Consider the following 23,776-nt stretch of genomic DNA (forward strand, 5'->3'; position numbering starts at 1 on the left):
ATCGTTGTCGTAACGCCTATGTCTGCGGCGGTGTCCGCTGGGTAGGCCTGCTGTGTCCAGTTCTCCACGGCCAGGAGGCCGCCATGTCCGCTGCCGCGCAGCTTCTGCTCTCCGCCCTGTCCAAACAGGTGCCGGACCCCGCACCGTCGACCGGCGAGCCCGCGTTCGCCGATGCCATACCCCTGACGAGCGAGCCGCCGCTCGCCGATGCCACACCTCTGACCAGCGAGCCGCCGCTCGCCGTCATCGCCCCACTGACCAGCGAGCCGACCGCCCCCGGCGCTGCGCGGGGCACGGAGTCCCCAGGAGTCTGAATGGGCTTGTCCCGGCTCGCCGCACTGCACGGCGTCGCCACCTCCTACGCACCGTCCGCGGACGTCACGGTGTCCGTCCCCGACGACACGGTCATCGCCGTGCTCGCCGCGCTGGGCGTGAACGCCGCCACCCCTGAAGCGGTGCAGGAATCGCTTGCCGCCGCCGAGTCGGTGGCCGCCTCCCGGCTGCTCCCGCCCACGCTGGTGGTGTGGACCGGGGAGCCGCTGCCGGCCGCCCTGACCGCGCTGCGGCCCGGTACCACGCTGGAGATCGAGCCCGGGGACGCGGCCGGTTCGCCTCCCCCGCCACGGATGCGGGTGCCGAGCGGGCGACCGGATCCGGCCGTTTCGGCGACGGCCGGCACGGTCGTCGGTGTCGCCGCCGACACGGTCTCCGGAGCGGGCTCCGCCAAAGCCCTCGAAGCGGCCCCCCTTGGGACGGCCCCCGTCGGGACGGCCACCGGAACCGGCAGTACCGATTCCGCTCCCGGTGCACCCGCCCCGACCCCCGCCTGGTGGACCGAACCCCCGCTCGGGGTGCACCGGTTGACCGTCCGTGCCCAGGACGGCCGGACCGTGACCACCACCCTGATCGTCGCCCCGGCCCGGGTGCCCCAGCCGCCACGGCGCATCCACGGCTTCCTCGTCCAGCTCTACTCCCTGCTCTCCGGCCGCTCCTGGGGCATGGGCGACCTCGGTGACCTCGCCGATCTCGCCGCCTGGTCGGGGCGGACCCTCGGCGCCGGGTTCGTCCAGGTCAACCCGCTGCACGCCGCCGTGCCGGGTACACCCACCGACCCGTCGCCGTACCGCCCGTCCTCGCGCCGCTTCCCCGACCCCGTCCATCTGCACGTCGAGTCGATCCCGGAATACGCGCACGTACAGGACCGGGCCGCCCTCGCCGACCTGCGGCAGAGCGCCGAAACACTGAGCGACACCGTGCTGAACAAGGGCGCCCTGATCGACCGGGACGCCGTCTGGGACCTCAAGCGTCAGGCTCTCGAGCTCGTACAGGAGGTGCCGCTGACCCCCGGCCGGCGTGCCGCGTACTGCGACTTCCTCGCCACCCAGGGGCAGGCGCTGGAGGACCACGCCGTGTGGTGTGCCCTCGCGGAGGTGCACGGCTCCGACTGGCACGCCTGGCCGTCCGCACTGCGCGACCCCCGCTCCCCGCAGGTCGCCCGCGCGCGTGCCGAGCTGCTCGACCGGGTCGACTTCCACTGCCGGCTCGCCTGGCTGACCGACAACCAGCTCGCCGCCGCCCAGAGCGTCGCGCGGGACGCCGGGATGGCCGTCGGCATCGTCCACGACCTCGCCGTCGGCGTGCACCCCGGCGGCGCCGACGCCTGGGCCCAGCAGGACGCCTTCGCGCACGGCATGTCGGTCGGCGCGCCCCCGGACGCCTTCAACGCGCGCGGTCAGGACTGGGGGCTGCCGCCGTGGCGCCCCGACGTCCTTGCCGCGTCCGGCTACGCCCTGTACCGCGGGCTGCTGCGCGGCCTCCTCGCCCACGCCGGCGCCCTGCGCATCGACCACGTCATGGGCCTGTTCCGGCTCTGGTGGGTCCCCGAGGGAAGACCGCCCACCGACGGCACGTACGTGAGCCATGACGCCGAGGCGATGCTCGCCGTCCTCGTCCTGGAGGCGCACCGGGCCGGTGCGGTCGTCATAGGGGAGGACCTCGGCACGGTCGAACCGGGCGTACGCGAGGCGCTCGCCCGGCGCGGAGTGCTCGGCACCTCCGTGCTCTGGTTCGAGCGCGACTGGACGGGCACCGGCCGCCCGCTGCCCCCGGAGCGCTGGCGGGAAGGCTGCCTCGCCACCGCCACCACCCACGACCTGCCGTCCACCGCCGCCCGGCTGACCGGCGACCATGTGTCACTCCGCCACCGCCTGGGACTGCTCACCCGCACCCTGGAGCAGGAACAGGCCGAGGACGCCGCCGACACCGCCACGTGGCTCGGCCTGCTCGCCCGGCTCGGCATGCTGCCGGAGGGGGAGGGCGACGAGGAGGGGGCGGTCCGCGCCGTCCACCGCTTCCTGCTGCGCACCCCTGCCCGCATGGTCGGCGTCTGGCTCCCGGACACGGTCGGCGACCGCCGTCCGCAGAATCTTCCCGGCACCTGGGACCAGTACCCCAACTGGCGGCTGCCGGTCGCGGATGCGGAAGGCCACCCGGTCACCCTGGAGGAGCTTGCGTCGTCGCCGCGTCTGCACCATCTGATGGAGGTACTGAAGCCTGTGGACAGACACCCGAAAGAGCAGTCGACGCCCCGTACGGCACCCCCGGGCGCGCGCCGCTCCTAGACGTTCGCTACGTTTGCACCGTGGACAAGAAGAACGCAATGCGCGCCGGCGCCGTGGCGGCCGGTACGACGCTGATGATGCTGCTCATGTCGTCCCCCGCGCTTGCGCTGACCCGTGACGACGGTGACGACCCGGGCCCCGGCCTGAGCGTGATGGACACGATCGGCCTCTACGTCGTGGCGCCCATCGCCCTGTTCGTGATCATCGTGGGCCTGGTCATGCTCCTGGACAAGTCCAAGAAGCAGGCCTGACCCTCCCGCTGCGCGGGGGCGGGCCCGCGTAGTTCCATCAGCGCTTCTCAGGGCGCCTCGAAGTGCGTGAGCACTTCGAGGCGCCCTGCTCCGCGTTCCGGGGCCGGACGGGCCGGGTCTGCCTCGGCGGCTAATGTGCGGACATGACCGAGTGGGACATCAGGAAGCTCAGGATCCTGCGCGTGCTGAGCGAGCGCGGGACCGTCACGGCAACGGCCGAGTCGCTGCTGATGACCCCCTCGGCGGTGTCCCAGCAGCTCTCCAACCTGGCCAAGCAACTCGGCGTACCCCTGCTGGAAGCCCAGGGCCGCCGGGTCCGGCTCACCGACGCCGCACATCTCGTACTCCGCCACGCCGAAGCGGTCTTCGCCCAACTGGAACGTGCCGACGCAGAGTTGACGGGGTATCTGCGGGGCGAGGCGGGGGAGGTGCGGGTCGGGGCGTTCCCGACGGCCGTGCCCGCCCTCGTCGTACCGGCGGTCCGGCTCCTGCGCGCCGACGACCGGCCCGGACCGTCCCTGCGGGTACGGGAGGCGGAGGCCGCGGAGGCGTACGAACTCCTGTCGGCCGGCGACGTCGATCTCGCGCTGTCCCTCGCCGCGCACGCGCCGACCGCCCATGACCCCCGCTTCACCCTCCTCCCTCTGCTCGCCGACCCGCTCGATGTCGCCCTCCCCGCCGGACACCGGCTGGCGGACGCCCCCGGGCTGCGGCTGGCCGACCTCGCCGCCGAGCCGTGGATCTTCGGCGGCTCGGGCCCCTGGTCGGAGATCACCACGGCCGCGTGCGAAGCCGCCGGATTCGTACCCGAGCAGGCGCACAGCGCCTCCGGGTGGACCGCGATCCTCGCCATGGTCGAAGCGGGCATGGGTGTCGCGCTGATCCCGCGGATGGCGTCGGCGGAGCGCCGCAACGGTGTGGTGATGCGCGTCCTGGGGGCGGACCTGCCCCGGCGCCATGTGGTCGCCGCCGTGCGGCAGGGTGCGGAGGGCGGACCGGCGGTGGCCCGGGTCCTGGCCGTGCTTCAGCAGGTCGGTGCGGCGCGAACCGTTCAGCTGAACTGAAAGAATCATGCGAAAACTTTCGATGGACCTGATAGGTCATTCGGTACGACAGTTCCGTACATGACCTCCGACGTGAACGAGAACCCTGCCAAGGACAACGACCCCCACGCCAATGACGCGGCCCCGTACAGCGGGGGCGACCCGTACGCCGACTACCGCACCGGCGACTTCCCCTTCGCCGAACTGGTGGACCTCGCCGACCGCCGCCTGGGCGCGGGCGTGGTCGCCGCGAACGACGAGTTCTTCGCCGAGCGCGAGAACCTGCTGAACCGTGAACGCGCCGTGTTCGACCCCGAGCACTTCGGGCACAAGGGCAAGATCATGGACGGCTGGGAGACCCGGCGCCGCCGCGGCTCCGACGCCGCACACCCCTTCCCGGCCCCCGAGGACCACGACTGGGCCCTCGTCCGACTCGGCGCCCCCGGCATCATCCGCGGCATCGTCGTCGACACCGCCCACTTCCGCGGCAACTACCCACAGCGCGTCTCGATGCAGGCGACATCGGTCGAGGGCTCACCCAGCCCCTCGGAGCTCCTTGCCGACGACGTGAAGTGGGAGGAGATCGTCCCGCCGACGCCCGTGCGCGGCCACGCCGCCAACGGCTTCGAGATCACCGGCGGCCGCCGCTACACCCACATCCGCCTCTGCCAGCACCCCGACGGCGGCGTCGCCCGCCTCCGCGTCCACGGCGAGGTGGTTCCCGACCCCGCCTGGCTGGCGACCCTCGGCACGATCGACCTGATCGCGGTTCTCAACGGCGGCGTGTACGAGGACGCCTCGGACCGCTTCTACTCCTCACCGACCCAGATCATCCTGCCCGGCACCTCCCGCAAGATGGACGACGGCTGGGAGAACCGCCGCCGCCGCGTCCGCGACACGAACGACTGGGTCCGCTTCCGCCTGGTCGCCCAGGGGGCAGTCCGTGCGGTCGAGATCGACACAGCCTGCCTCAAGGGCAATGCGGCCGGCTGGACCGCCCTTCAGGGCCGCAACGGCGAGACGGGCGAATGGTTCGAAATCATCCCCCGCACCGGGCTCCAGCCCGACACCCTCCACCGCTTCCCGCTCCACGCCCAGGCAGTGGTCACCCACGTCCGCCTCGACGCCTTCCCGGACGGCGGAGTGGCCCGCATGCGCCTGCACGGCACACTCACGGAACCGGGCGCCACCGCACTGGCGGCCCGCTACGAGGAGTCGAGCGCGTAATCCCTGTTGCCGCCACCCGGCGAACGGCTGTGGAACGGGGGTGCCCCGGACCGTGCGGACGGTCCGGGGCACCCCTCTGCTCGTGGGCAGACGCTACGCGGTCGCCGCGGCCGCGTCCGCCGCCTGGGCCTTCAGCGCGCGCTCCACGCCTGCCCGCGACTCGGAGACCAGCCGGCGCAGTGCCGCGCTCGGCTCCGCCGAGTCCAGCCAGGCGTCCGTTGCGTCCAGGGTGTCCTGCGAGACCTGGAGCGCCGGGTAGAGGCCGACGGCGATCTGCTGGGCCATCTCGTGGCTCCGCGAGTCCCAGACATCCTTCACCGCTGCGAAGAACTTCTCGGTGTACGGGGCCAGCAGTTCGCGCTGGTCGGTCTGGACGAATCCGCCGATGACTGCCTCCTGGAGGGAGTTCGGGAGCTTGTCGGACTCGACGACCGAGGCCCAGGCCTCCGTCTTCGCGTCGGCCGACGGGCGCGCCGCGCGGGCCGTCGCCGCGTGACGCTCGCCCGCGGCCGTCTTGTCGCGCTCGTACTCGGCGGCGATCTCGTCCTCGTCCAGCAGGCCGACCGCGGCCAGCCGCTCCACGAACGCCCAGCGCAGCTCGGTGTCGACGACGAGACCCTCGACCGTCTCCGTGCCGTCCAGCAGCGCCCGGAGCAGGTCCAGCTGGACAGGGGTGCGGGCCGTCGCCGCGAAGGCGCGGGCCCAGGCCAGCTGGTGGTCGCCGGCCGGCTCCGCGGCGCGCAGGTGCGCGAGCGTCGCCTCCGTCCACTGGGTCAGGCCCGCCTCGCGGAACTCCGGCGCCGCGTACAGGTCCAGGGCCAGCTTCACCTGGCGGTGCAGCGACTGGACGACGCCGATGTCCGACTCCTTGCCGATGCCGGACAGCACGAGCGAGAGGTAGTCGCGCGTGGCCAGTTCGCCGTCGCGGGTCATGTCCCAGGCGGAGGCCCAGCACAGGGCGCGCGGCAGCGACTCGGTGAAGTCGCCGAGGTGCTCGGTGACGACCCGCAGCGACTCCTCGTCGAGCCGGACCTTCGCGTACGACAGGTCGTCGTCGTTGAGCAGGACGACCGCCGGGCGGGCGGTGCCGGCCGGGAACGGGACCTCGGTGCGCTCGCCGTCGACGTCCAGCTCGATCCGGTTCGTGCGGACCAGCTTTCCGGCCCCGTCGAGGTCGTAGCAGCCGATCGCGATCCGGTGCGGGCGCAGCGTCGGCTCGCCCTTGGCACCGGCGGGCAGCGCCGGGGCCTCCTGGAGGACGGTGAACGAGGTGACGTGACCGTTCCCGTCGGTGGTGATCTCCGGGCGCAGGATGTTGATGCCGGCCGTCTCCAGCCACGCCTTCGACCAGGTCTTCAGGTCACGGCCGGAGGTCTCCTCCAGCGCGCCCAGCAGGTCGGACAGGCGGGTGTTCCCGAACGCGTGCGCCTTGAAGTACGCCTGGACGCCCTTGAAGAACTCGTCCATGCCGACGTACGCCACGAGCTGCTTCAGGACCGAGGCGCCCTTGGCGTACGTGATGCCGTCGAAGTTGACCAGGACATCGTCCAGGTCACGGATGTCCGCCATGATCGGGTGCGTCGACGGCAGCTGGTCCTGGCGGTACGCCCACGTCTTCATGGAGTTGGCGAACGTCGTCCACGAGTGCGGCCACTTCGAGCCCTCCGCGTACGCCTGGCAGGCGATCGACGTGTACGTGGCGAACGACTCGTTCAGCCACAGGTCGTTCCACCACTCCATGGTGACGAGGTCGCCGAACCACATGTGGGCCAGCTCGTGCAGGATCGTCTCGGCGCGCGTCTCGTACGCCGCGTCCGTCACCTTCGAACGGAACACGTACTGGTCGCGGATGGTGACCGCGCCCGCGTTCTCCATCGCGCCCGCGTTGAACTCCGGGACGAACAGCTGGTCGTACTTGGCGAACGGGTACGCGTAGTCGAACTTCTCCTGGAACCAGTCGAAGCCCTGCCGTGTGACGTCGAAGATCGCGTCCGCGTCGAGGAACTCGGCGAGCGACGGGCGGCAGTAGATGCCGAGCGGAACGGACTGGCCGTCCTTCTCGTAGCTGCTGTGTACCGCGTGGTACGGGCCGACGATCAGGGCTGTGATGTACGTCGAGATGCGCGGCGTCGGCTCGAAGACCCAGATGTCGTCCTTGGGCTCCGGCGTGGGGGAGTTCGAGATGACCGTCCAGCCCGCCGGCGCCTTCACGGTGAACTGGAAGGTCGCCTTCAGGTCGGGCTGCTCGAAGCTCGCGAAGACCCGGCGCGCGTCCGGGACCTCGAACTGCGTGTACAGGTACGCCTGCTGGTCGACCTGGTCGACGAACCGGTGCAGACCCTCGCCGGTGTTGGTGTAGGCGCAGTCCGCGACCACCCGCAGCACGTTGGAGCCCGCGTGCAGGTGCGGCAGCGCGATCCGCGAGTCGCGGAAGACGGCCGCGACGTCCAGGGCCTTGCCGTTCAGCTCGACCTCGTGCACGGCCGGGGCGACCAGGTCGATGAAGGTCTCCGCACCGGCTTCGGCGGAGTCGAAGCGGACGGTGGTCACGGACCGGTAGGTGCCGCCCTCCTGCGCTCCGGAGAGGTCGAGATCGATCTCGTACGCGTCCACGGTCAGCAGGCGCGCCCGCTCTTGTGCCTCTTCGCGGGTCAGATTCGTGCCAGGCACGCGGTCATCTCCTTCGATGGTGACGTTTCCGGTCATCCTTCCACGCCGGTCGCCGGAAGAAGCGGAGTAGCCACCCTTTGCCTACTGCGGTAGCATTTGTGGTATGAAGATCAGTGTGAGCTTGCCGCAGGAGGATGTCGCCTTCGTCGACGAGTACGCCATGAAGACCGACGCGGATTCCCGGTCCGCCGTGATACATGCCGCCATCGAGCTGCTGCGTGTCGCCGGACTCGAGGCGGAGTACACGGAGGCGTTCGAGGAGTGGGACGCGAGCGAGGACGCCGCGCTCTGGGACCGCACGGTGGGGGACGGAATCGCCGATGCGTAGAGGCGATATCCATCTGGTCGATCTGGAGCCGGCCAGAGGCAGTGAGGCCAACAAGGTCAGGCCGGCTGTGATCGTGTCCAACAACGCGGCCAACCAGTCGGCGGAGCTCAGCGGCCGAGGTGTGATCACCGTGGTGCCGGTGACGTCGAACGTCGCGCGTGTTCTCACGTTCCAGGTCCTCCTCAGGGCTGACGAGAGCCGTCTGCTGAAGGACTCGAAGGTCCAGTGCGAGCAGGTCCGGGCAGTCTCTCCGGACCGTGTCCTGAAGCGGATCGGCACCGTCCCGCGCCCGCGCATGGCCGAGATCGACGCCGCCCTGCGACGTCACCTCGCGCTCTGAACACATGCGGACGACGGAGCCCGCACACGCTCTCCGGCGCATGCGAAAGGGCGGCCACCGAGCACCGGTGGCCGCCCTTTCACATGCTTACGGGCGTCAGCCGTTCAGCTCGGCAGCGACCAGCTCCGCGATCTGCACGGCGTTCAGCGCCGCGCCCTTGCGCAGGTTGTCGCCGGAGACGAAGAGCGCCAGACCGTTCTCGACGGTCTCGTCGGCCCGGATGCGGCCCACGTACGACACGTCCTGGCCGGCCGCCTGGAGCGGGGTGGGGATCTCCGAGAGCTCGACGCCCTCGGCACCCTTGAGCAGCTCGTAGGCGCGCTCCACGCCGATCGGGCGGGCGAAGCGGGCGTTGATCTGGAGCGAGTGGCCGGTGAAGACCGGGACCCGGACGCAGGTGCCGGACACCTTGAGCTCCGGGATCTCCAGGATCTTGCGGGACTCGTTGCGGAGCTTCTGCTCCTCGTCGGTCTCGAAGGAGCCGTCGTCGACGATCGAACCGGCCAGCGGCAGCACGTTGAAGGCGATGGGCCGCTTGTAGACGGCCGGCTCGGGGAACTCGACGGCGCCGCCGTCGTGGGTGAGCTTGTCGGCGTCGGCGATCACCTTGGACGCCTGTCCGTGCAGCTCGGAGACGCCGGCCAGACCGGAGCCGGAGACCGCCTGGTAGCTGGTGACGACCAGTGCGTCGAGACCGGCCTCGTCGTGCAGCGGGCGCAGCACGGGCATCGCGGCCATCGTCGTGCAGTTCGGGTTCGCGATGATGCCCTTGGGGCGGTTCTTGATCGCGTGCGCGTTGACCTCGGAGACGACGAGCGGGACCTCGGGGTCCTTGCGCCATGCGGAGGAGTTGTCGATCACCACGGCGCCCTGGGCGGCGACCTTCTCGGCGAGGGCCTTCGAGGTGGCGCCGCCGGCCGAGAACAGCACGATGTCGAGACCGGTGTAGTCCGCGGTGGAGGCGTCCTCGACGGTGATCTGCCGGCCCTGCCACTCGATCGTGGAGCCTGCGGAGCGGGCGGAGGCGAAGAGCCGCAGCTGGTCGGTCGGGAATTTCCGCTCGGCCAGGATCCTGCGCATGACTGTGCCGACCTGACCGGTGGCGCCGACGATTCCGACCTTCACAGGGACTCCTTCAAACGTACGAACTGGCACGGTTGCCGCTCCATGATGCGTTTGTCCACGGCTTCCTTGTCCAATCCATTGTCCGGCAGACGGACAGTGTCCCGGCGCGGGCCGGACAGAGCAGTGGGGCGGGAGTCCACAGGAACGCCCGCCCCACTGTCGTACGGATCACACATTCAGCATGCTGCGGTTACGGCGTGACCGTCTCGATCTTGACGCTGCCGGTGCCTGCCGGAGTGCCGGCCGTGTTCAGCAGCTGGACCCTGCCGAAGAACTCACGGCCCTCGGGTGCCGCACCGGCGACGGTGACATCGGCGCCGACCGGCGCCGAAGCGCCGTTGGCCAGGGAGACGACCTTCGAGTCGTCGACGCTGACCGAACCGAGGGACGGCGCGAAGTACACGTCCTGGTAGTTGTACGTCGTCGACCCGGACGGCACCGAGTAGCCGTCGACCTCGATGGTGTAGGTACCGGCGGCGGGGTGCTTGAGGCTGACCGCCTCTTCCGAGTCGCCGTCCGCGGACTGGGCGACCGGGGTCGCCCCACCGTTGTAGAAGACGAACAGGTCCAGGTCGGCGGCGTTGTCGGAGACCCCGCCGATGGCGACGTCCAGGTTCTCGACGCCCTCACCGATGGTGACCGTGGTGATCTTGACGTCGTCCTGGCCGATGGTCGGCTTGTCGATCTTCGCCGAGCCGAGCGAGCCGCCCTTCAGCTTGCCCTCAAGGGCGGCGAAGCCGTTGGTGACGTTCCAGTTCACCGCGGTCGGGGTGCCGATCTTCGCCGAGGCGATGGTCTGCACGGCCGGGTCGAAGGCGGCACCGAGCAGCGAGACATCCAGCTTGTACGGGTTGTCCAGGTACGGTGACGTACGCCGCGACTCGACCTCGATCTCCCAGACGCCCGGCTGCGGGTTCGCGTAGGAGCGCAGGTCGGGGCGGCAGGTGTTGGCCGGGTTGTAGTTCGGGTAGCAGTTCGGCGTCCCCGTGTCGTCGACCGGGACACCGTACGGGTGGATCGCGATGAACCGGGTCTGGCTGAGGCCCTTGAGACCGCCCATCGCGACCTGCAGGGACTTCGCGCCCGCGGGCACCGTCACGAAGTACGACTCGGTGCTGTTGCGCTGCACCGAGCCGGAGGCCGTGAAGGTGTAGGCCGGCTTGGCGAGCGGCTTGGAGACGATGACCGTGGCCAGGATCTGCTGGTCCACGCCGACCGTGCGGGCGTCATTGACCTCGACGATGGCGCTGTGCGTGCCTGCCGAGGAAGGCTGCGCCTGGACCTTGACGGTGACCGGCTTGCCCAGCGGCAGCCAGACCGTGTCCTCGCCCAGGATGCGGAAGGTGCCGTCGTTGTTCTTGAGCGACAGGCGGTGCTTGACGGGGGTCGCCGGGCCCGTGGTGCGGGTGACGGTGACGTCGTACGTCTTGCGCTGGCCGGCCTGCAGGCCGCCCTCGCGGTCGTAGATGCCGGTGCCGAAGCCCGGGGTCTTCAGCGCGTAGTCGATCGCGGTGTCGACCGGGGCCTGGACGGTGTAATCGTGGGCGGTCGCGCCGTCCTTGATCGCGTCCCAGGCGCCGAGGATGTTGATCAGACCCGCGCCCTCGGCGTACGCCTGAATACCCGGGATGTGCTTGGCCGTCGATGTCAGCGCGGTGCGCAGGTCGGCCGGGTTCAGCGCGATGTGCTGCTGCTTGGCGGCCGAGACGAGCAGTGCGGCCGCGCCGGTCGCCTGCGGGGAGGCCATCGAGGTGCCCTGGAGCATCGAGTAACCGGCCGGGAGCGAGTAACCCGACTCGGCGACCGGCGAACCGGGCAGCCAGGTCTGGGTGGAGTTGATGGCCGCACCCGGGGCGGAGAGCGTCGGCGTGAAGCCGCCGTCCTCGCGCGGGCCGCGGGAGGAGAACGGCATCATGTTGTACTTCGTCTCCACCCCCGAGCCGTAGTTGGACGCCCAGGTCTCCTTGGAGATGGTGGCGCCGACGGAGATGACATGGTCCGCGAGGCCCGGGTCACCGATGGTGTTGACGCCGGGGCCCGAGTTGCCGGCCGAGATGACCAGCTGGACGCCGTAGGTGTCGATGAGGCGCTTGTAGATAGCAGCGCGCACGTTGTTGCCGTCGTTCAGCGCCGGCAGGCCGCCGATCGACATGTTGACGATGTCGACGTGGCGGTTCACGACGAGGTCCGTCATGCCCTCGGTGAGCGCGATGTTGGTGCAGCCGCCGGACCAGGTGCAGGCGCGCGAGGAGACGAGCTTGGCGCCGGGGGCGGCGCCGTTCATCTTGCCGCCGAACAGGCTGTTCGCGGCGGTGATGCCCGCGACGTGGGTGCCGTGCTCGGATTCGATGACGCCGATGTTGACGTAGTCGGACTTGGCGCCGGCCGCGTTGTAGACGACGTCCTTGCGGGTCTCCACCACGAACGGGACGCGCTCGACGACATCGGTCGCCGGGTTGTCCGTACCGAAGTAACCGACCTGGAAGCCGTCCTTGTACGGCTTCATGGCGGTGTCGTTGGTGAAGTCGCCGTCGTTGTTCAGGTCGACGCGCACGGTCCCGGCGGCCGGGTCGTAGAGCACGCCCCACTCGTCGGTGGTGTCGCCGTCCCGGTTGACGTCGCCCGCCTCGTCACCGCCGGCGGTGACCGACTCGCGGAACATGTTCACGTCGTACGAGCCGGCCGGAGCCTGCCAGGTACGGCCGTTGTAGGTGAACGTCGGCCCGGAGACCGCGGTGTTCATCCGCCGCCAGGTCAAGTCGCCGTCGGAAACCGGGTCGGTCGAGGTCACCCAGTCGACGATCTTGCGCTCGCCGGTGGTGGTCTTCTGGAGTGCCGGGTGACCGAGGTCGACACCCGAGTCCAGGATGCCGATGGTCACGCCGCGGCCGTCGGCCTGCGGGTGCTGCTGGACGAAGTCGACCGCGCCCGTCTCGAAGGACGGGTTGTACGGGTTCTTCGCCGGCGTCCTGCTGCTGGGCGCCGAGTAGGTGCCTGCGGACGTCGTGCTCGCCCCGGCGGCCCGGTCGCCCGAGGGCGTCGGGTCGTCGAGCATGATCTCCTGCTTGAGATCGATGCCGTCGACGGACGTCAGCTTCGAGGCCGCCTTGATGGTCGCCTCGGCGGTCGAGGTCGGTACGGTCGCGCGGACGTAGCCGAGCTTGTCGTACGTACGCCCCAGCACGGCCCCCTTGACGGCGTCCAGCTGCTTGGCGACCTGCTCGGTCGCACCGGGCGCGGTGGCGACCATCATGGTGATGTTCTTCTCGCCCTTGGCCTGCGCCTCGGTCAGAGCATCGGCATCGGCCGCACCGAGCTTGTCGCTGTCGGCGGCTGCCTTCACGGGGGTGGTGGTGGCCGGGGCGTCGGCGGCGAAGACCGGGGCGGCACCGGAGGTGGCCAGTGCGGCCACCAGACCGGCAGCGGCCGCGACTCGGGCCACGCGTCTCGCCCCGGATATGGAGCTGGGGGATTCGGAGGTCATCAGCATCCCTGTATGTGAAAGAGAAAGTCCGGAATTCGGTACCGGATGACCGCTCACCCTGTCGCAAATGACCTGGGTTTGTAGAGGGTTGAGGGAGGCGAGATGTGGTCATGGCGTACTCCCGCCATTGGGGCCGATGCGTCACGAGGGACGAAAGGGTCGATAACTGCCCTTCATCGGGGCAGGATGACCACATACGCGGCGGGTTCGCGGTCGGCCGCCGCCATCAGCGCGGTACGCACCACGGTCGCCTGCTGCTCCGCCGCGGTGCGCAGCTTCCTCGGTGCGACGTGGACGACGGTGACCCCGAGCCGTTCCAGATGCTCCCGCTCGGCGGCGTAGCCGGACCACTCGGCGTCGTGCTCCTCCTGGCGCCGGTCGTCGTCGAGCGTGCTGTGCAGAGGTGCCCGGCTGTCGAGCTCGACAGCGACGGCCTGGTCGGGCCAGTAGGCGTCCACCCCACCGAGGTGCGGGCCGCCGGGCAGTCGCAGGTCCACGTTCCAGAGCGGCTCCGGCAGGTCGTAGGTCCGCACCATCTCGTACAGCCGGCTCTCCGCCAGCGCCCGCCCCTCGGCGAGCAGCGAGTCGACGGCGTTCACGACGTGGGGCCGGTCCAGCAACTTGCTGCGGCTCAGCTCACGTACGACCGCGGCGGGTTCGCAGTGTCCGCCGCGGACCGCCTCGGTGAGCAGCAGCCGTACGGCGCCGGTGTCCCCGAGGCCGGTGACCGCGTCCGCGAGTGCCCGCGCCACGGGGGCCACCGGCAGGCCGGCGAGCTGCTCGGGGCAGGGCAGTTCGGTCGTCCGCACCACGTGCACGTACCGGACGGACCGCACCCGCCGGGTGCGCGGCACCAGCACGTCGATCCGGTCGAGCGAACTCATCGGCGGTACGAGGGAGAACCCGTGGAGGGCGAGCGCGGCCGGGCCGGTGACCATGGCCTCGCCGTACCCGGTCGACCGCGCCGCGCCGCCCTGCGCGGGGACGGTACGCCGCCGCCCGACGTACAGCAGGGCGGACCGCAGGCGCTCCTCGCCGGTGGGCGGCGCCGGGTGCAGCACATACACGCCGGGCAACGGCTGCTGCCACGGACCACCGGCCCGGCACTGCGCGGCAGCCCGCGCGGGGGACACGCCGAGTGTCTTCAACTGCTCGACGGACAGCACGCGTTGCCGTTCGCCGACGGGGAGGCGGAAGTGACAGGGGGAGAGAGGGGTGTTCTGGGTCATGCTCCGGGGTATGCCGCAGGCCGCGGTGCGGCTAACCCCTGTTACACGCCCGTCGACAATTCAGGACAACGCCGTCCTGAAGTACGCACGTTCGACAACCGAAAAGGGCGATCCCGCCGGGGATTGTGCATCCCGTCAGCCCACGCGGGCCACTCCGGTCCGCCCGGCGATTCCGCCGGCCCCAGCCCCGGACGGGCCGAAAATCAAGCCCGTCCGGGGATTGAGGGCAACGCTGCCGCGCTCGCCCCGGGGCGCCCCGTCAGAGGCCGGCCCCCGCCCCCGCGTCACACGCCTGCGCCCGCAGCGCCCGTGCCAGATCGTCCCGCGCCTCCAGCACCAGCCGACGCAAGGCCGGTGCCGCATCCGCATGCGCCTCCAGCCAGGCGTCCGTCGCCGCCAGCGTCGCCGGGTCGTCCTGCAGCGCCGGGAACAGCCCCTTCACCACGGACATCCCGATCTGGATCGACCGCTCGGCCCACACCCGTTCGATCGCTTCGAAGTACCGGGCCGCGTACGGCGCCAGCAACTCCCGCTGCGACGACTGCCCGAACCCCGCGATCGTCGCCTCCACCAGCGCGTTGGACAGCGCGTCCGACTCCACCACGGCCGCCCACGCCTGCGCCTTGACCGCAGCCGACGGCCGCGAGGCCAGGCACCGCACCTGGTGCCGCTTGCCGGACGCCGTGTCGTCCCGGGCCAGTTCGGCATTGATCACCGACTCGCCGGCGACCCCGTGCGCGGCCAGCGCGGACAGGAACGCCCACCGCAGCTCCTGGTCGACCTCCAGACCGTCGATCCGCGCGGACTCCCCCAGCAGTGAGGACAGCAGCTGGAAGTCCGCGTCCGAGTCCGCGACCGTCGCGAAGAACCGCGCCCACGCCAGCTGGTGCTCGCTCCCCGGCTCGGCGATCCGCAGCTCCCGCAGCGCACCCTCGGCCAGCGCCCGTCCGCCCTCCTCACGCCACCCGGGGGCGGCGTAGTGGACGAGAGCGGTCCGGGTCCAGGCATGCAGCATCTGCAGGACGCCGATGTCGGACTCCTGGCCGGAGAAGGCCAGCACGAGCGAGATGAAGTCCTGGGCCGGCATCAGCCCGTCACGCGTCAGGTTCCACAGCGCGGACCAGCACAGCGCCCGCGCCAGCGGGTCGGTGATGTCCCCGAGGTGCGCGCGCAGGGTGGCGAGGGACGCCTCGTCGAAGCGGACCTTGCAGTACGTGAGGTCGTCGTCGTTGACGAGGATCAGCTCGGGCCGCTCCAGGCCGGCCAGCGCGGCGACCACCGTGCGCGGCCCCGCCACATCCACCTCGGCGCGCGCGTACCGCACCAGGTCGCCGCGGGTCGTACGGCGGTACAGGCCGACCGCGACCCGGTGCGGCCGCAGCTCGGGGTGCGAGTCGGCGGCCTCCTGGAGGACCGCCAGCTCGGTGATCCGGTCCGCCGCGCCGTACGTCACCACCGGTGTCAGCGAGTTGACGCCGGCCGTCTGCAGCCACGACCGCGACCAGGTGACCATGTCCCGCCCGGACGTTTCGGCCAGCACCGACAGCAGGTCGCCCAGCTGCGTGTTGCCGTACGCATGCTTCTTGAAGTAGCGCCTGGCACCCTCCAGGAACGCGTCCCGTCCCGCGTACGCCACCAGTTGCTTCAGCACCGACGCACCCTTGGCGTACGTGATGCCGTCGAAGTTCAGCTTGGCGTCCTCCAGGTCACGGATGTCGGCCGTGATCGGGTGCGTGGACGGCAGCTGGTCGGCGCGGTACGCCCAGGACTTGCGGTTGTTGGCGAAGGTGATCCAGCCGTCCTTGAAGCGGGTCGACTCCACCATGGCGAAGACGCCCATGAAGTCGGCGAACGACTCCTTCAGCCACAGGTCGTCCCACCACTGCATGGTGACGAGGTCGCCGAACCACATGTGCGCCATCTCGTGCAGGATGACGTTGGCGCGGCTCTCGTACGACGCCTGCGTCACCTTGCCGCGGAAGATGTACTCCTCGCGGAACGTGACGCAGCCCGGGTTCTCCATCGCGCCGAGGTTGTACTCGGGCACGAACGCCTGGTCGTACTTCCCGAACGGGTACGGGTAGTCGAAGTTGTCGTGGAAGAAGTCCAGGCCCTGCTTGGTGACGAGGAAGATATCGTCCGCGTCGAAGTGCCGGGCGAGTCCCTTGCGGCAGAGCGCGCCGAGCGGGATGTCCAGCGTCGTGCCGTCGTCGAAGGTACGGCTGTACGAGTCGGTCACATAGTGGTACGGGCCGGCGACGACCGCCGTGATGTACGTCGAGATCGGCTTCGTCTCGGCGAACCGCCAGACCCCGCCGTCCCGGGACTCCTCGGCCCCGTTGCTCCAGACCGTCCACCCCTCGGGCGCCGTCACCTCGAAGCGGAAGGGAGCCTTCAGGTCGGGCTGCTCGAAGTTCGCGAAGACGCGCCGCGCGTCGGCCGGCTCGTACTGCGTGTAGAGGTAGACCTCGCCGTCCTCCGGGTCGACGAACCGGTGCATGCCCTCGCCCGTACGGCTGTACGCGCACTGCGCGTCGACCACGAGGACGTTCTCGCCCTCCGGCAGACCGTCCAGCGCCACCCGCGTCCCGTCGAAGACGACGGCGGGGTCGAGCGCCTGCCCGTTCAGGGTCACCGAGGTCACGCTCGGCGCCAGCAGATCCGCGAACGTCGACGCCCCCGCCCGCGCGGCGCGGAACCGGATCGTGGTCACCGAGCGGAAGGTCCGGGGATCGGCCGGCCGGTCCCCGCCGTCCCCGCCGCCGCCCTCGGGATCACCGATCGCGGACCGCAGGTCGAGCACGACGTCGTATCCGTCGACGGTCAGCAGCTCGGCCCGCTCGTGGGCTTCGTCGCGGGACAGGTTTTGACCGGGCACTGGTGCACTCCTTTGTGTCACGTTCGAACAGTTTGATCCTCCCATGTGCCTTCCGGCCGGGGCGCGCGGGAATGGCAGGGCCGTTCGGCGGTGTTCTGGCGCACAGGTGCGATCGCCTCTTGAGGAGAGACATGTCTGAGAACGCCACGGTGAACGGCAAGACGCCCGCCGATTTCTGGTTCGACCCGCTCTGTCCCTGGGCGTGGATGACCTCCCGCTGGATGCTGGAGGTGGAGAAGGTCCGCGACGTCGAGGTCCGCTGGCATGTGATGAGCCTTGCCGTCCTCAACGAGAACAGGCTCGACGAGCTGCCCGACGAGTACCGCGACATGCTCGAGACCAAGGCCTGGGGCCCGGTCCGCGTCGTCGTCGCCGCCCAGCAGAAGCACGGCGACGACATCGTCGGCCCGCTGTACACCGCGCTCGGCACCCGCTTCCACAACCAGGGCGAGGGCCCCACCCGTGAGGCGATCGTGGCGGCGCTCGAAGACGTCGGTCTGCCGGCCGAGCTCGCGGAGTACGCCGACTCGGACACGTACGACGCGGAGCTGCGCGCCTCCCACCAGGAGGGCATCGACAAGGTCGGCCAGGACGTCGGCACGCCGGTCATCGCCGTGCCGGGCTCCGACGGCGAGCAGGTCGCTTTCTTCGGCCCGGTCGTCACCCCTGCCCCGAAGGGCGAGGAGGCGGCGAAGCTGTGGGACGGCACGCTGCTGGTGGCGTCGATCCCCGGCTTCTACGAGATCAAGCGGACCCGGACGCAGGGCCCGATCTTCGACTGACGTACCCACCCGGTGCGGGTTCCGGCCCACCGTCCGGAACCCGCACCGTGATGCGTCACGCGTACATCTGGGCGGGCTTCGGCAGCCGCCCGGCCACCCGGCGCAGCGTCCGGACGGGTCCGGCAATCGGCTCCGAAGGGGCAACAGCCGGGCGGTTCAGCGGAGTTCGTGGCGGTCCGCCCACGCTGCGACGGTTGTGGCGATCAGGAGTGGATGGTCCTCGGGATTGTGGTGTCCCGCGGCCACGTCGTGGTGCTCGATCTCGAGGCCGGCGATGTTCGCCGCACACCAGTCGACGGTCTCCGGGCTCGTCATGGCTCCCGGTCCGGGTTCGAAGGTGAGCAGCAGTTTCGGCACGTCCGCGCTGGTAGCCAACCATGAGTCGTATGCCTCGATCCTGGCCACGACGTCCGCGGGTTCGCCGCCCAGCGGCATCGATCGCGGCCACTGCAGCAACGGACGGCGGCTTTCCCTGGTGGGATACGGCCGCAGATATATGTCCACGTCGCGCTGGTCGAGAGGGGTGGCGACGGTTTGGGGCAGCGTCTGCTCGATGAAGGCGTTGTCGTCGAGGATCATGGACTCGCCCACGCCTTGCGTCTTCATCGCCTCGAAGAGCGGACGACCACCTTCGGGGAACTCCTGCCAGGACATCGGCTTGACGATGGTCTCGGTGAACGCGATGCCGCGCACGCGTCCGGGATGCCGGGCGGCCCAGTCGAAGCCGAGTGCGCCGCCCCAGTCGTGTCCGATCAGCACCACGTCGTCGAGACCGAGCGCTTCGAACCAGCCGTCCAGGTAACGGGCCTGGTCGGCGAACGTGTAGTCGATGTCGGGTTTGCCGGACTCTCCCATCCCGATCAGGTCCGGGGCCAGCAGGCGGCCCGGGGCACCGATGGCCGGAAGAACGTTCCGCCACAGGTGGGAGGAGGTGGGGTTGCCGTGCAGGAAGACCATCGGCGTGCCGGTGCCGAATTCCCGGTAGGAGATCGTCGAGTCGAGTACAGGCTGTACGGGCATGGCAGGTCCTGTCAGGTGTCGAGGTTCATCATTCGGTCCACCGCGATCTCGACCACGATCCGGTCCGGCGGTTCGGGCGGCGGCGACCCGTAGCGTGCGGTGTAGCGGTACACCCCTTCGGCCACGCGGAGCGGGTCGGCAAGGACCGCGGCGGCGCCTTCGAGCGTGATCCAGCGAAAGCCCGCCGCCTGGCAGAGGACGGCGCGGCCGCCCGGTGCGGCGACCAGGTTCCTGGCTTTGCGCGAGGAGGCCACCGTCATGACGCGGGCGAGGCCGGCGGCGCCGTCCCAGGTGAAGCGGACGGGCACCACGTGCGGCGAGCCGTCGGGGCGCATGGTGGTCAAGGTGGCGAGGAGGGGCTCGGCGAGGAATGCCTCCACCGAGCCGGGCAGTGGTTTCACCGGAAGGACTCGGCGGCGCGTGCGGCCCAGTCGGCGAAGGTGCGCGGCGCGCGGCCGAGGATCTGTTCGACGTCGGGGCTGACCTTCTGCTCCGCCGCCAGTGGCTCGCCGAGGATGCCGAGCGTGCCCTCCACCACCGGCGCGGGCATGAACTGCAGCATCTGCGCGCGGGCCTCCTCGCGGGTCTGCTCGACGAACCGGACCGGAGTGCCCAGCGCGTCGCCGATCGCCTCGGCCCGTTCCCGCTGGGTGACCGGCGCGGGCCCGGTCAGTTCGTACGTACGGCCCGCGTGGCCGGCGTCGCGCAGGACCACGGCCGCGACCTCGGCGACATCCGCCGGGTCGACGGTGGGCAGCCCGACGTCGCCGAAGGGTGCGGCGACTGTGCGCTGCGTACGGATCGACTCGGCCCACGCGAAGGTGTTGGAGTTCAGGCCGCCGGACCGCAGGACCGTCCATGCGAGGCCCGTCCGGCGGACGGCGTCCTCGAACGCTCCCGGGTGACGGTAGGCCTCCGGTCGCGTCCCGACCCCCTGGGAGGAGAGCAGTACGACGCGCCGGACCCCGCCCGCTGCTGCGATGTCGAGGATGCCCTGCGGGTCGTCGCCCGCGACGAGCAGGAACAGTGCGTCGGCGCCGTCCAGCGCGGTGCGCAGGCTCTCCGGATCGGCGAGATCGGCCCGCTGGTGCCGTACGCCGTCGGGCAGTTGCGCCGGAGGCCGCCGGGAGACGGCCGTCACCTGCTCACCGGCCGAGGCAAGGATCCGCACGAGTTCCCGTCCGACGTTTCCGGTCGCACCCGTTGCAACGATCATGAGTACTCCATGTGTTAGTTAGTTGACTGACTTAGATGTGACGATAGCCGGTCGCCCGTCGCGCGTCTACAGTTAGTCAGGTGACTCACTCAAAAGGTGTCCGGCAATCACCGGGCAAGCGGGAAAGGCTGGCCGCCGCCGCGGCCCGGGTACTTCACGAGCAAGGTGTCGAACAGACCACGATCGCCGACATCGCACGAGCGGCCGACGTCCCGTTGGGCAACGTCTACTACTACTTCAAGACCAAGGATCAGCTCGTCGAGGCGGCGATCGACGCGCATGCGCAGAGCCTGAGGTCGATGATCGGCGTGCTCGACGAGCTTCCCGCGCCCCAGGACCGGCTCAAGGCACTCCTGAACGGCTGGGTCGAGCAGCGCGAGCTCACGGCTCAGTACGGCTGTCCCACCGGGACCATGGCCTCGGAACTCGACAAACGGGCCGACGGCCTCGACCAGTCGGTCGCCAAGGTCATTGAGGTGCTGCTCGACTGGGTCGAGCAGCAGTTCCGGGCGATGGGCCGCAGTGACTCCCGTGAACTCGCGGTCGCCCTGATCGCCGCCTACCAGGGGATCTCGCTGCTCACCAACACCTTCCGGGACCCCGACCTGATGGCCGCCGAAGGGCGCCGGCTGGAACGCTGGATCGACTCGCTCGCCTGACGGGGTTCACGCGTCGAGCCGGCTCGTGATCTCGACCGCGTCACCGACAGCCACCACACCCTCGCGGATCACCGCGTTCTTCACGCCGAAGCTGACCTTGTTGCCGTAGTCGGGTTCGCGGCGGTACGTCGCCAGGGTCCGGACCGGCTCCGGGCCCGCCCGGAGGCCGGTCGACTGGTCCACCAGCGGGACGTTGCACCGCATCGCCCTCACGGAGTACGCCAGTTCGGCCGATCCGATGGTCATCCGGCGTACCCGGTCCTCGAAGTGCGGCTCGTCGGCGCCGGACAGGACGATGTTCGGGCGGAAGCGGTCCATCGGCACGCCGGCCGCGTCGCCACGGGCCTCGATACGGGTGTTGAGACCGGCCAGCGACGCGGTGGAGGCGACCAGCACCGCATGGGCGTCGGCGAAGGCGACCTTGCCGGGGGTCTCGCCCCAGCCGTCGCGGTCGAACTCGGGCGCGGCCCGTACCAGCCGGGACTTCGCACCGAGCACCTCCGAGAACCACTCGGCGACCGCGTCCCCCTGGTCGCACGCCTCGCCGAGCGGACGGTCGAACATACTGACCGCACGGCGCGGGCCGTCCCGGTCGACGCCCAGCTCCAGGGGCTCCAGGTCCGGCACGGAGAGGGCCAACACGGCGCCGCCGTGCAGGACTTCGGCCCTGATCGCCGCCATCGCGGGGTGTGTCCGCTGACTGCGGAACGCGCCGTCCTCGGCGTCCACCACCATGAACGTACGGTCGTGCACGAGGCCGGTCCGGGTGATCTCCGCCCGGTCGACCGGAACAGCGCCGCAGCCCTTGACGGGGTAGTACGCCAGTCCCTGAACGGTGATGGTCATGACGTCCCCTCCCGGGCAGCCGCTTCGAGCGCGTCGATGCTGCCGGACATGATCGTGCGGATGTGCCGGGTGATGAGCTCGATGGGCCAGTCCCACCAGGCGACGGCGAGGAGCCGGGTGACGGTCTCGTCGTCGTAGCGGGTACGGATCAGCTGCGCCGGGTTGCCACCGACGATGCCGTAGTCCGGGACGTCGCCGACGACGACCGATCCGGCACCGATGACGGCGCCGTGCCCGATCCGTACACCTGGCAGGACCGTCGAGCCGTAGCCGAACCAGACATCGTTGCCGACGACGGTGTCGCCCCGGTTCGGCAGTCCGGTCAGCAGGTCGAAGTGGTCGGCCCAGGAGCCGCCCATGGTGGGGAACGGGAACGTGGAGGGGCCGTCCATACGGTGGTTGGCGCCGTTCATGAGGAACCGCACCCCGGTCCCGAGCGCGCAGAACTTTCCGATGACGAGCTTCTCCGGGCCGTAGTGATACAGCACATTGCGGGTCTCGAAGGCGGTCGCGTCATCGGGGTCGTCGTAGTACGAGTAGGCGCCGACCTCGATCAGCTCCGACGTCACCAGGGGCTTCAGCAGGACCACACGCGGCTGTCCGGGCATGGGGTGCACAGCGGTGGGGTCGGCGGGGACCGGACTCATGGCGCCATCATCGCATTCACCCCGAAGGGCTCGCGTTTCCTCGAGGGCTCGCTCGATACCGAGGGGGCAATGCCATGACCTCGGCGCAAGGTGCCGGGAGGGCGCCGGTTCACCGAACCGGTCGCAGTCGGGCCGACGCAGGGTGCCACCGCGGTACGGACCGTCGGTGCCAAGGGGCACGACGGGCTGATGGACACTGCTCGTCAGCGACGGGCCGTGGCCCTCGTCGGTAGCGGGCGCCAGCGGGCGGTGACGTCGCGCATGACCAGGACGCTGTCCAGGGTCGCGGTGCCGGGCGGGAAGCGGTCCGGGTCGTCGAAGAAGGACGACCGCGCGGATCGGACCCGCCCGGCTTCCACCCGCCACGCGTCCGTTTCCAGTTCCATGGCGTCGAGACGGCGGCCTGAAGCCGTCGGGGACAGGCCCCTGGCCCCGGCGCGGAAGAAGTCCGATGCCTCCAGGAGATCGGTGAAGAGTTCACTGCCGCGCAGTTCGTCGGCGACCTCGGCCGTGACGTCGACCCGGATCTCGCCGTCCCGGGTGGCGAGAGCGACCCGTACCTCTTCGGGCGTCTCGTGCACCGTGAAGTCGGCGCGACCGTGCTCACCTGGGAAAATCCGCCCGCCCGCCCAGGAGTTGATCCGTGAGTCGGTGTCGCGGCGTGTGATGTAGACGCCGGTCTCGACGCCGTCCGGGCCGTCCCACTCGACGGAGATGCGGTGCGCGGCGTTCTCGCTGCGCAGACCCACCGGCGGGGGCGCCCATGTGGGGCGTGCGGAGCCCAGGCGCAGGAGGCAGATACCGGCGACGGCGTGGCCGCGTACCAACTGGGGCCGCAGGCCGGCGGGCAGCAGGCGGGCGGCGGCGTCCGGGGTGACCCGGTAGTTCACCAGGAGGCGGCGCTCGATGACGCTGGAGAGTCGGGGCTGGATCATGATGTGCCGCCTTCCTCTTGCGTGGCGGACCGCCACTTGGTGTGGCGCAGGACGATCTGCTCGGGGCAGACGGAGCTCAGGAACCGTCCGATGCTGGTCGCCAGCCGGTCCTCGGCCAGCGAGTAGAGGATGCGGTTGCCGTCGCGGCGCTCGGTGACCAGTCCGGCGCCCTTCAGTACGCCGAGGTGGCGGGAGATGGACGGTGCGCTGATCGCGAACCGGGCCGCGATCTCCCCGGCCGCCAGTTCGCCGCCTCGGAGGTCCTCCAGGATCTGGCGCCTGGTCGGATCGGCGAGGGCGCGGAAGGCGCTCGCCTCGTCATCGGTCGTTGCCATGCCAGATGTTTAGCACATGGGCTAATTAGCAAACAAGCTAAATATGCGGGAATGGGGGAGCCCCCGCGAGTCACGTCCTCGCGGGGGCTCCCCGTTCAACCGCCTGCCGGTGAAGGTTGAGAAGACGATCACGAGGCAGG

Annotated in this window: 21 protein-coding genes; 9 read left to right on the forward strand and 12 right to left on the reverse strand. The window is 70.4% G+C overall.

Translation table 11 applies throughout. The annotated features are described in order from the left end of the window. Nucleotides 1-83 precede the first annotated feature (83 nt). The 5 genes from ACWCP8_RS18365 to alc all read left to right on the forward strand — a co-directional run bounded on the left by ACWCP8_RS18365 (nt 84) and on the right by alc (nt 5,142). Nucleotides 84-314 (forward strand): hypothetical protein, encoded by a 231-nt coding sequence (locus ACWCP8_RS18365; RefSeq protein ID WP_352262210.1) that lies wholly within the window; start codon nt 84-86, stop codon nt 312-314. Next, the gene (malQ, locus tag ACWCP8_RS18370; RefSeq protein ID WP_451116911.1) at nt 315-2,621 is read left to right on the forward strand and encodes a 4-alpha-glucanotransferase; all 2,307 of its coding nucleotides are present in this window, start codon (nt 315-317) and stop codon (nt 2,619-2,621) included. It begins immediately after the preceding gene. Nucleotides 2,622-2,641: 20 nt separating this feature from the next. Further along, a complete protein-coding gene (locus ACWCP8_RS18375; protein WP_078852643.1) occupies nt 2,642-2,872 on the forward strand; it encodes a hypothetical protein in 231 nt (76 codons plus the stop codon). 143 nt (nt 2,873-3,015) lie between these two features. Then, nucleotides 3,016-3,936 carry a LysR substrate-binding domain-containing protein gene (locus ACWCP8_RS18380; protein WP_451116913.1) on the forward strand — a complete coding sequence of 307 codons (921 nt, stop codon included), beginning with the start codon at nt 3,016-3,018 and terminating at the stop codon, nt 3,934-3,936. Between the two features lie 60 nt (nt 3,937-3,996). Continuing rightward, a complete protein-coding gene (gene alc / locus ACWCP8_RS18385) occupies nt 3,997-5,142 on the forward strand; it encodes an allantoicase (RefSeq protein ID WP_451116915.1) in 1,146 nt (381 codons plus the stop codon). 93 nt (nt 5,143-5,235) lie between these two features. Here the strand turns inward: alc and pepN (ACWCP8_RS18390) are convergent, their stop codons facing one another. Beyond that, entirely contained in the window at nt 5,236-7,812 is a 2,577-nt protein-coding gene (pepN, locus tag ACWCP8_RS18390; RefSeq protein WP_451116917.1) for an aminopeptidase N, read from the reverse strand. 103 nt (nt 7,813-7,915) lie between these two features. On the opposite strand from pepN (ACWCP8_RS18390), the gene ACWCP8_RS18395 reads away from it, so the two are divergent. Then, entirely contained in the window at nt 7,916-8,140 is a 225-nt protein-coding gene (locus ACWCP8_RS18395) for a ribbon-helix-helix domain-containing protein (RefSeq protein WP_030921349.1), read from the forward strand. Further along, nucleotides 8,133-8,480: a type II toxin-antitoxin system PemK/MazF family toxin gene (locus ACWCP8_RS18400; RefSeq protein ID WP_352262199.1), complete on the forward strand. Its 348-nt coding sequence runs from the start codon at nt 8,133-8,135 to the stop codon at nt 8,478-8,480. Before ACWCP8_RS18395 ends, ACWCP8_RS18400 begins: the two co-directional genes overlap by 8 nt. A 96-nt stretch (nt 8,481-8,576) precedes the next feature. Here the strand turns inward: ACWCP8_RS18400 and ACWCP8_RS18405 are convergent, their stop codons facing one another. From ACWCP8_RS18405 to pepN (ACWCP8_RS18420), 4 genes are all read right to left on the reverse strand, one after another. After that, entirely contained in the window at nt 8,577-9,605 is a 1,029-nt protein-coding gene (locus ACWCP8_RS18405; RefSeq protein ID WP_352262197.1) for an aspartate-semialdehyde dehydrogenase, read from the reverse strand. A 190-nt stretch (nt 9,606-9,795) separates the two neighbouring features. After that, nucleotides 9,796-13,095, reverse strand: coding sequence for a S8 family serine peptidase (locus ACWCP8_RS18410; RefSeq protein WP_451116920.1), 3,300 nt, complete (start codon nt 13,093-13,095; stop codon nt 9,796-9,798). A 167-nt stretch (nt 13,096-13,262) separates the two neighbouring features. Continuing rightward, complete coding sequence (locus ACWCP8_RS18415; RefSeq protein ID WP_451116922.1) at nt 13,263-14,318, reverse strand: hypothetical protein; 1,056 nt, start codon at nt 14,316-14,318, stop codon at nt 13,263-13,265. Nucleotides 14,319-14,577: 259 nt separating this feature from the next. Further along, on the reverse strand, nt 14,578-17,196 hold the full coding sequence (gene pepN, locus ACWCP8_RS18420; protein ID WP_451116924.1) for an aminopeptidase N: 2,619 nt from the start codon (nt 17,194-17,196) through the stop codon (nt 14,578-14,580). A 131-nt stretch (nt 17,197-17,327) separates the two neighbouring features. Between pepN (ACWCP8_RS18420) and ACWCP8_RS18425 the strand changes: the two genes are divergently transcribed. Continuing rightward, nucleotides 17,328-17,978, forward strand: coding sequence for a mycothiol-dependent nitroreductase Rv2466c family protein (locus ACWCP8_RS18425; RefSeq protein ID WP_267005167.1), 651 nt, complete (start codon nt 17,328-17,330; stop codon nt 17,976-17,978). 156 nt (nt 17,979-18,134) lie between these two features. Here the strand turns inward: ACWCP8_RS18425 and ACWCP8_RS18430 are convergent, their stop codons facing one another. Genes ACWCP8_RS18430 through ACWCP8_RS18440 form a run of 3 tightly spaced genes read right to left on the reverse strand, consistent with a single transcriptional unit; the run spans nt 18,135 to nt 20,214 of the window. Then, nucleotides 18,135-18,998 carry a haloalkane dehalogenase gene (locus tag ACWCP8_RS18430; protein WP_352262189.1) on the reverse strand — a complete coding sequence of 288 codons (864 nt, stop codon included), beginning with the start codon at nt 18,996-18,998 and terminating at the stop codon, nt 18,135-18,137. A gap of 11 nt (nt 18,999-19,009) precedes the next feature. After that, on the reverse strand, nt 19,010-19,399 hold the full coding sequence (locus ACWCP8_RS18435; RefSeq protein ID WP_451116927.1) for a pyridoxamine 5'-phosphate oxidase family protein: 390 nt from the start codon (nt 19,397-19,399) through the stop codon (nt 19,010-19,012). Next, nucleotides 19,396-20,214 (reverse strand): NAD(P)H-binding protein, encoded by an 819-nt coding sequence (locus ACWCP8_RS18440; protein ID WP_382836225.1) that lies wholly within the window; start codon nt 20,212-20,214, stop codon nt 19,396-19,398. The genes ACWCP8_RS18435 and ACWCP8_RS18440 overlap by 4 nt, the downstream gene beginning before the upstream one ends. A gap of 80 nt (nt 20,215-20,294) precedes the next feature. Between ACWCP8_RS18440 and ACWCP8_RS18445 the strand changes: the two genes are divergently transcribed. Continuing rightward, on the forward strand, nt 20,295-20,873 hold the full coding sequence (locus ACWCP8_RS18445; protein ID WP_352262184.1) for a TetR/AcrR family transcriptional regulator: 579 nt from the start codon (nt 20,295-20,297) through the stop codon (nt 20,871-20,873). A 6-nt stretch (nt 20,874-20,879) separates the two neighbouring features. Here ACWCP8_RS18445 and ACWCP8_RS18450 read toward each other — a convergent pair whose 3' ends face one another. From ACWCP8_RS18450 to ACWCP8_RS18465, 4 genes are all read right to left on the reverse strand, one after another. Next, nucleotides 20,880-21,719, reverse strand: a complete 840-nt coding sequence (locus tag ACWCP8_RS18450) for an MOSC domain-containing protein (protein WP_451116930.1) — start codon at nt 21,717-21,719, stop codon at nt 20,880-20,882. Then, the gene (locus ACWCP8_RS18455) at nt 21,716-22,366 is read right to left on the reverse strand and encodes a CatB-related O-acetyltransferase (protein WP_352262181.1); all 651 of its coding nucleotides are present in this window, start codon (nt 22,364-22,366) and stop codon (nt 21,716-21,718) included. Before ACWCP8_RS18455 ends, ACWCP8_RS18450 begins: the two co-directional genes overlap by 4 nt. 203 nt (nt 22,367-22,569) lie before the next feature. Then, on the reverse strand, nt 22,570-23,301 hold the full coding sequence (locus ACWCP8_RS18460; RefSeq protein WP_352262179.1) for a DUF2071 domain-containing protein: 732 nt from the start codon (nt 23,299-23,301) through the stop codon (nt 22,570-22,572). Next, nucleotides 23,298-23,636: a metalloregulator ArsR/SmtB family transcription factor gene (locus tag ACWCP8_RS18465; protein WP_030970052.1), complete on the reverse strand. Its 339-nt coding sequence runs from the start codon at nt 23,634-23,636 to the stop codon at nt 23,298-23,300. Before ACWCP8_RS18465 ends, ACWCP8_RS18460 begins: the two co-directional genes overlap by 4 nt. Nucleotides 23,637-23,776: the final 140 nt, after the last annotated feature.

Source organism: Streptomyces sp. NPDC002206 (assembly GCF_053593595.1).

Coding starts and splice junctions, on each gene's coding strand:
- ACWCP8_RS18365 (WP_352262210.1), top strand. CDS start 84: ATGTCCGCTGCCGCGCAGCTTCTGCTCTCCGCCCTGTCCAAACAGGTG.
- malQ (WP_451116911.1), top strand. CDS start 315: ATGGGCTTGTCCCGGCTCGCCGCACTGCACGGCGTCGCCACCTCCTAC.
- ACWCP8_RS18380 (WP_451116913.1), top strand. CDS start 3,016: ATGACCGAGTGGGACATCAGGAAGCTCAGGATCCTGCGCGTGCTGAGC.
- alc (WP_451116915.1), top strand. CDS start 3,997: ATGACCTCCGACGTGAACGAGAACCCTGCCAAGGACAACGACCCCCAC.
- ACWCP8_RS18395 (WP_030921349.1), top strand. CDS start 7,916: ATGAAGATCAGTGTGAGCTTGCCGCAGGAGGATGTCGCCTTCGTCGAC.
- ACWCP8_RS18400 (WP_352262199.1), top strand. CDS start 8,133: ATGCGTAGAGGCGATATCCATCTGGTCGATCTGGAGCCGGCCAGAGGC.
- ACWCP8_RS18410 (WP_451116920.1), bottom strand. CDS start 13,095: ATGCTGATGACCTCCGAATCCCCCAGCTCCATATCCGGGGCGAGACGC.
- ACWCP8_RS18415 (WP_451116922.1), bottom strand. CDS start 14,318: ATGACCCAGAACACCCCTCTCTCCCCCTGTCACTTCCGCCTCCCCGTC.
- ACWCP8_RS18425 (WP_267005167.1), top strand. CDS start 17,328: ATGTCTGAGAACGCCACGGTGAACGGCAAGACGCCCGCCGATTTCTGG.
- ACWCP8_RS18430 (WP_352262189.1), bottom strand. CDS start 18,998: ATGCCCGTACAGCCTGTACTCGACTCGACGATCTCCTACCGGGAATTC.
- ACWCP8_RS18440 (WP_382836225.1), bottom strand. CDS start 20,214: ATGATCGTTGCAACGGGTGCGACCGGAAACGTCGGACGGGAACTCGTG.
- ACWCP8_RS18450 (WP_451116930.1), bottom strand. CDS start 21,719: ATGACCATCACCGTTCAGGGACTGGCGTACTACCCCGTCAAGGGCTGC.
- ACWCP8_RS18455 (WP_352262181.1), bottom strand. CDS start 22,366: ATGAGTCCGGTCCCCGCCGACCCCACCGCTGTGCACCCCATGCCCGGA.
- ACWCP8_RS18460 (WP_352262179.1), bottom strand. CDS start 23,301: ATGATCCAGCCCCGACTCTCCAGCGTCATCGAGCGCCGCCTCCTGGTG.
- ACWCP8_RS18465 (WP_030970052.1), bottom strand. CDS start 23,636: ATGGCAACGACCGATGACGAGGCGAGCGCCTTCCGCGCCCTCGCCGAT.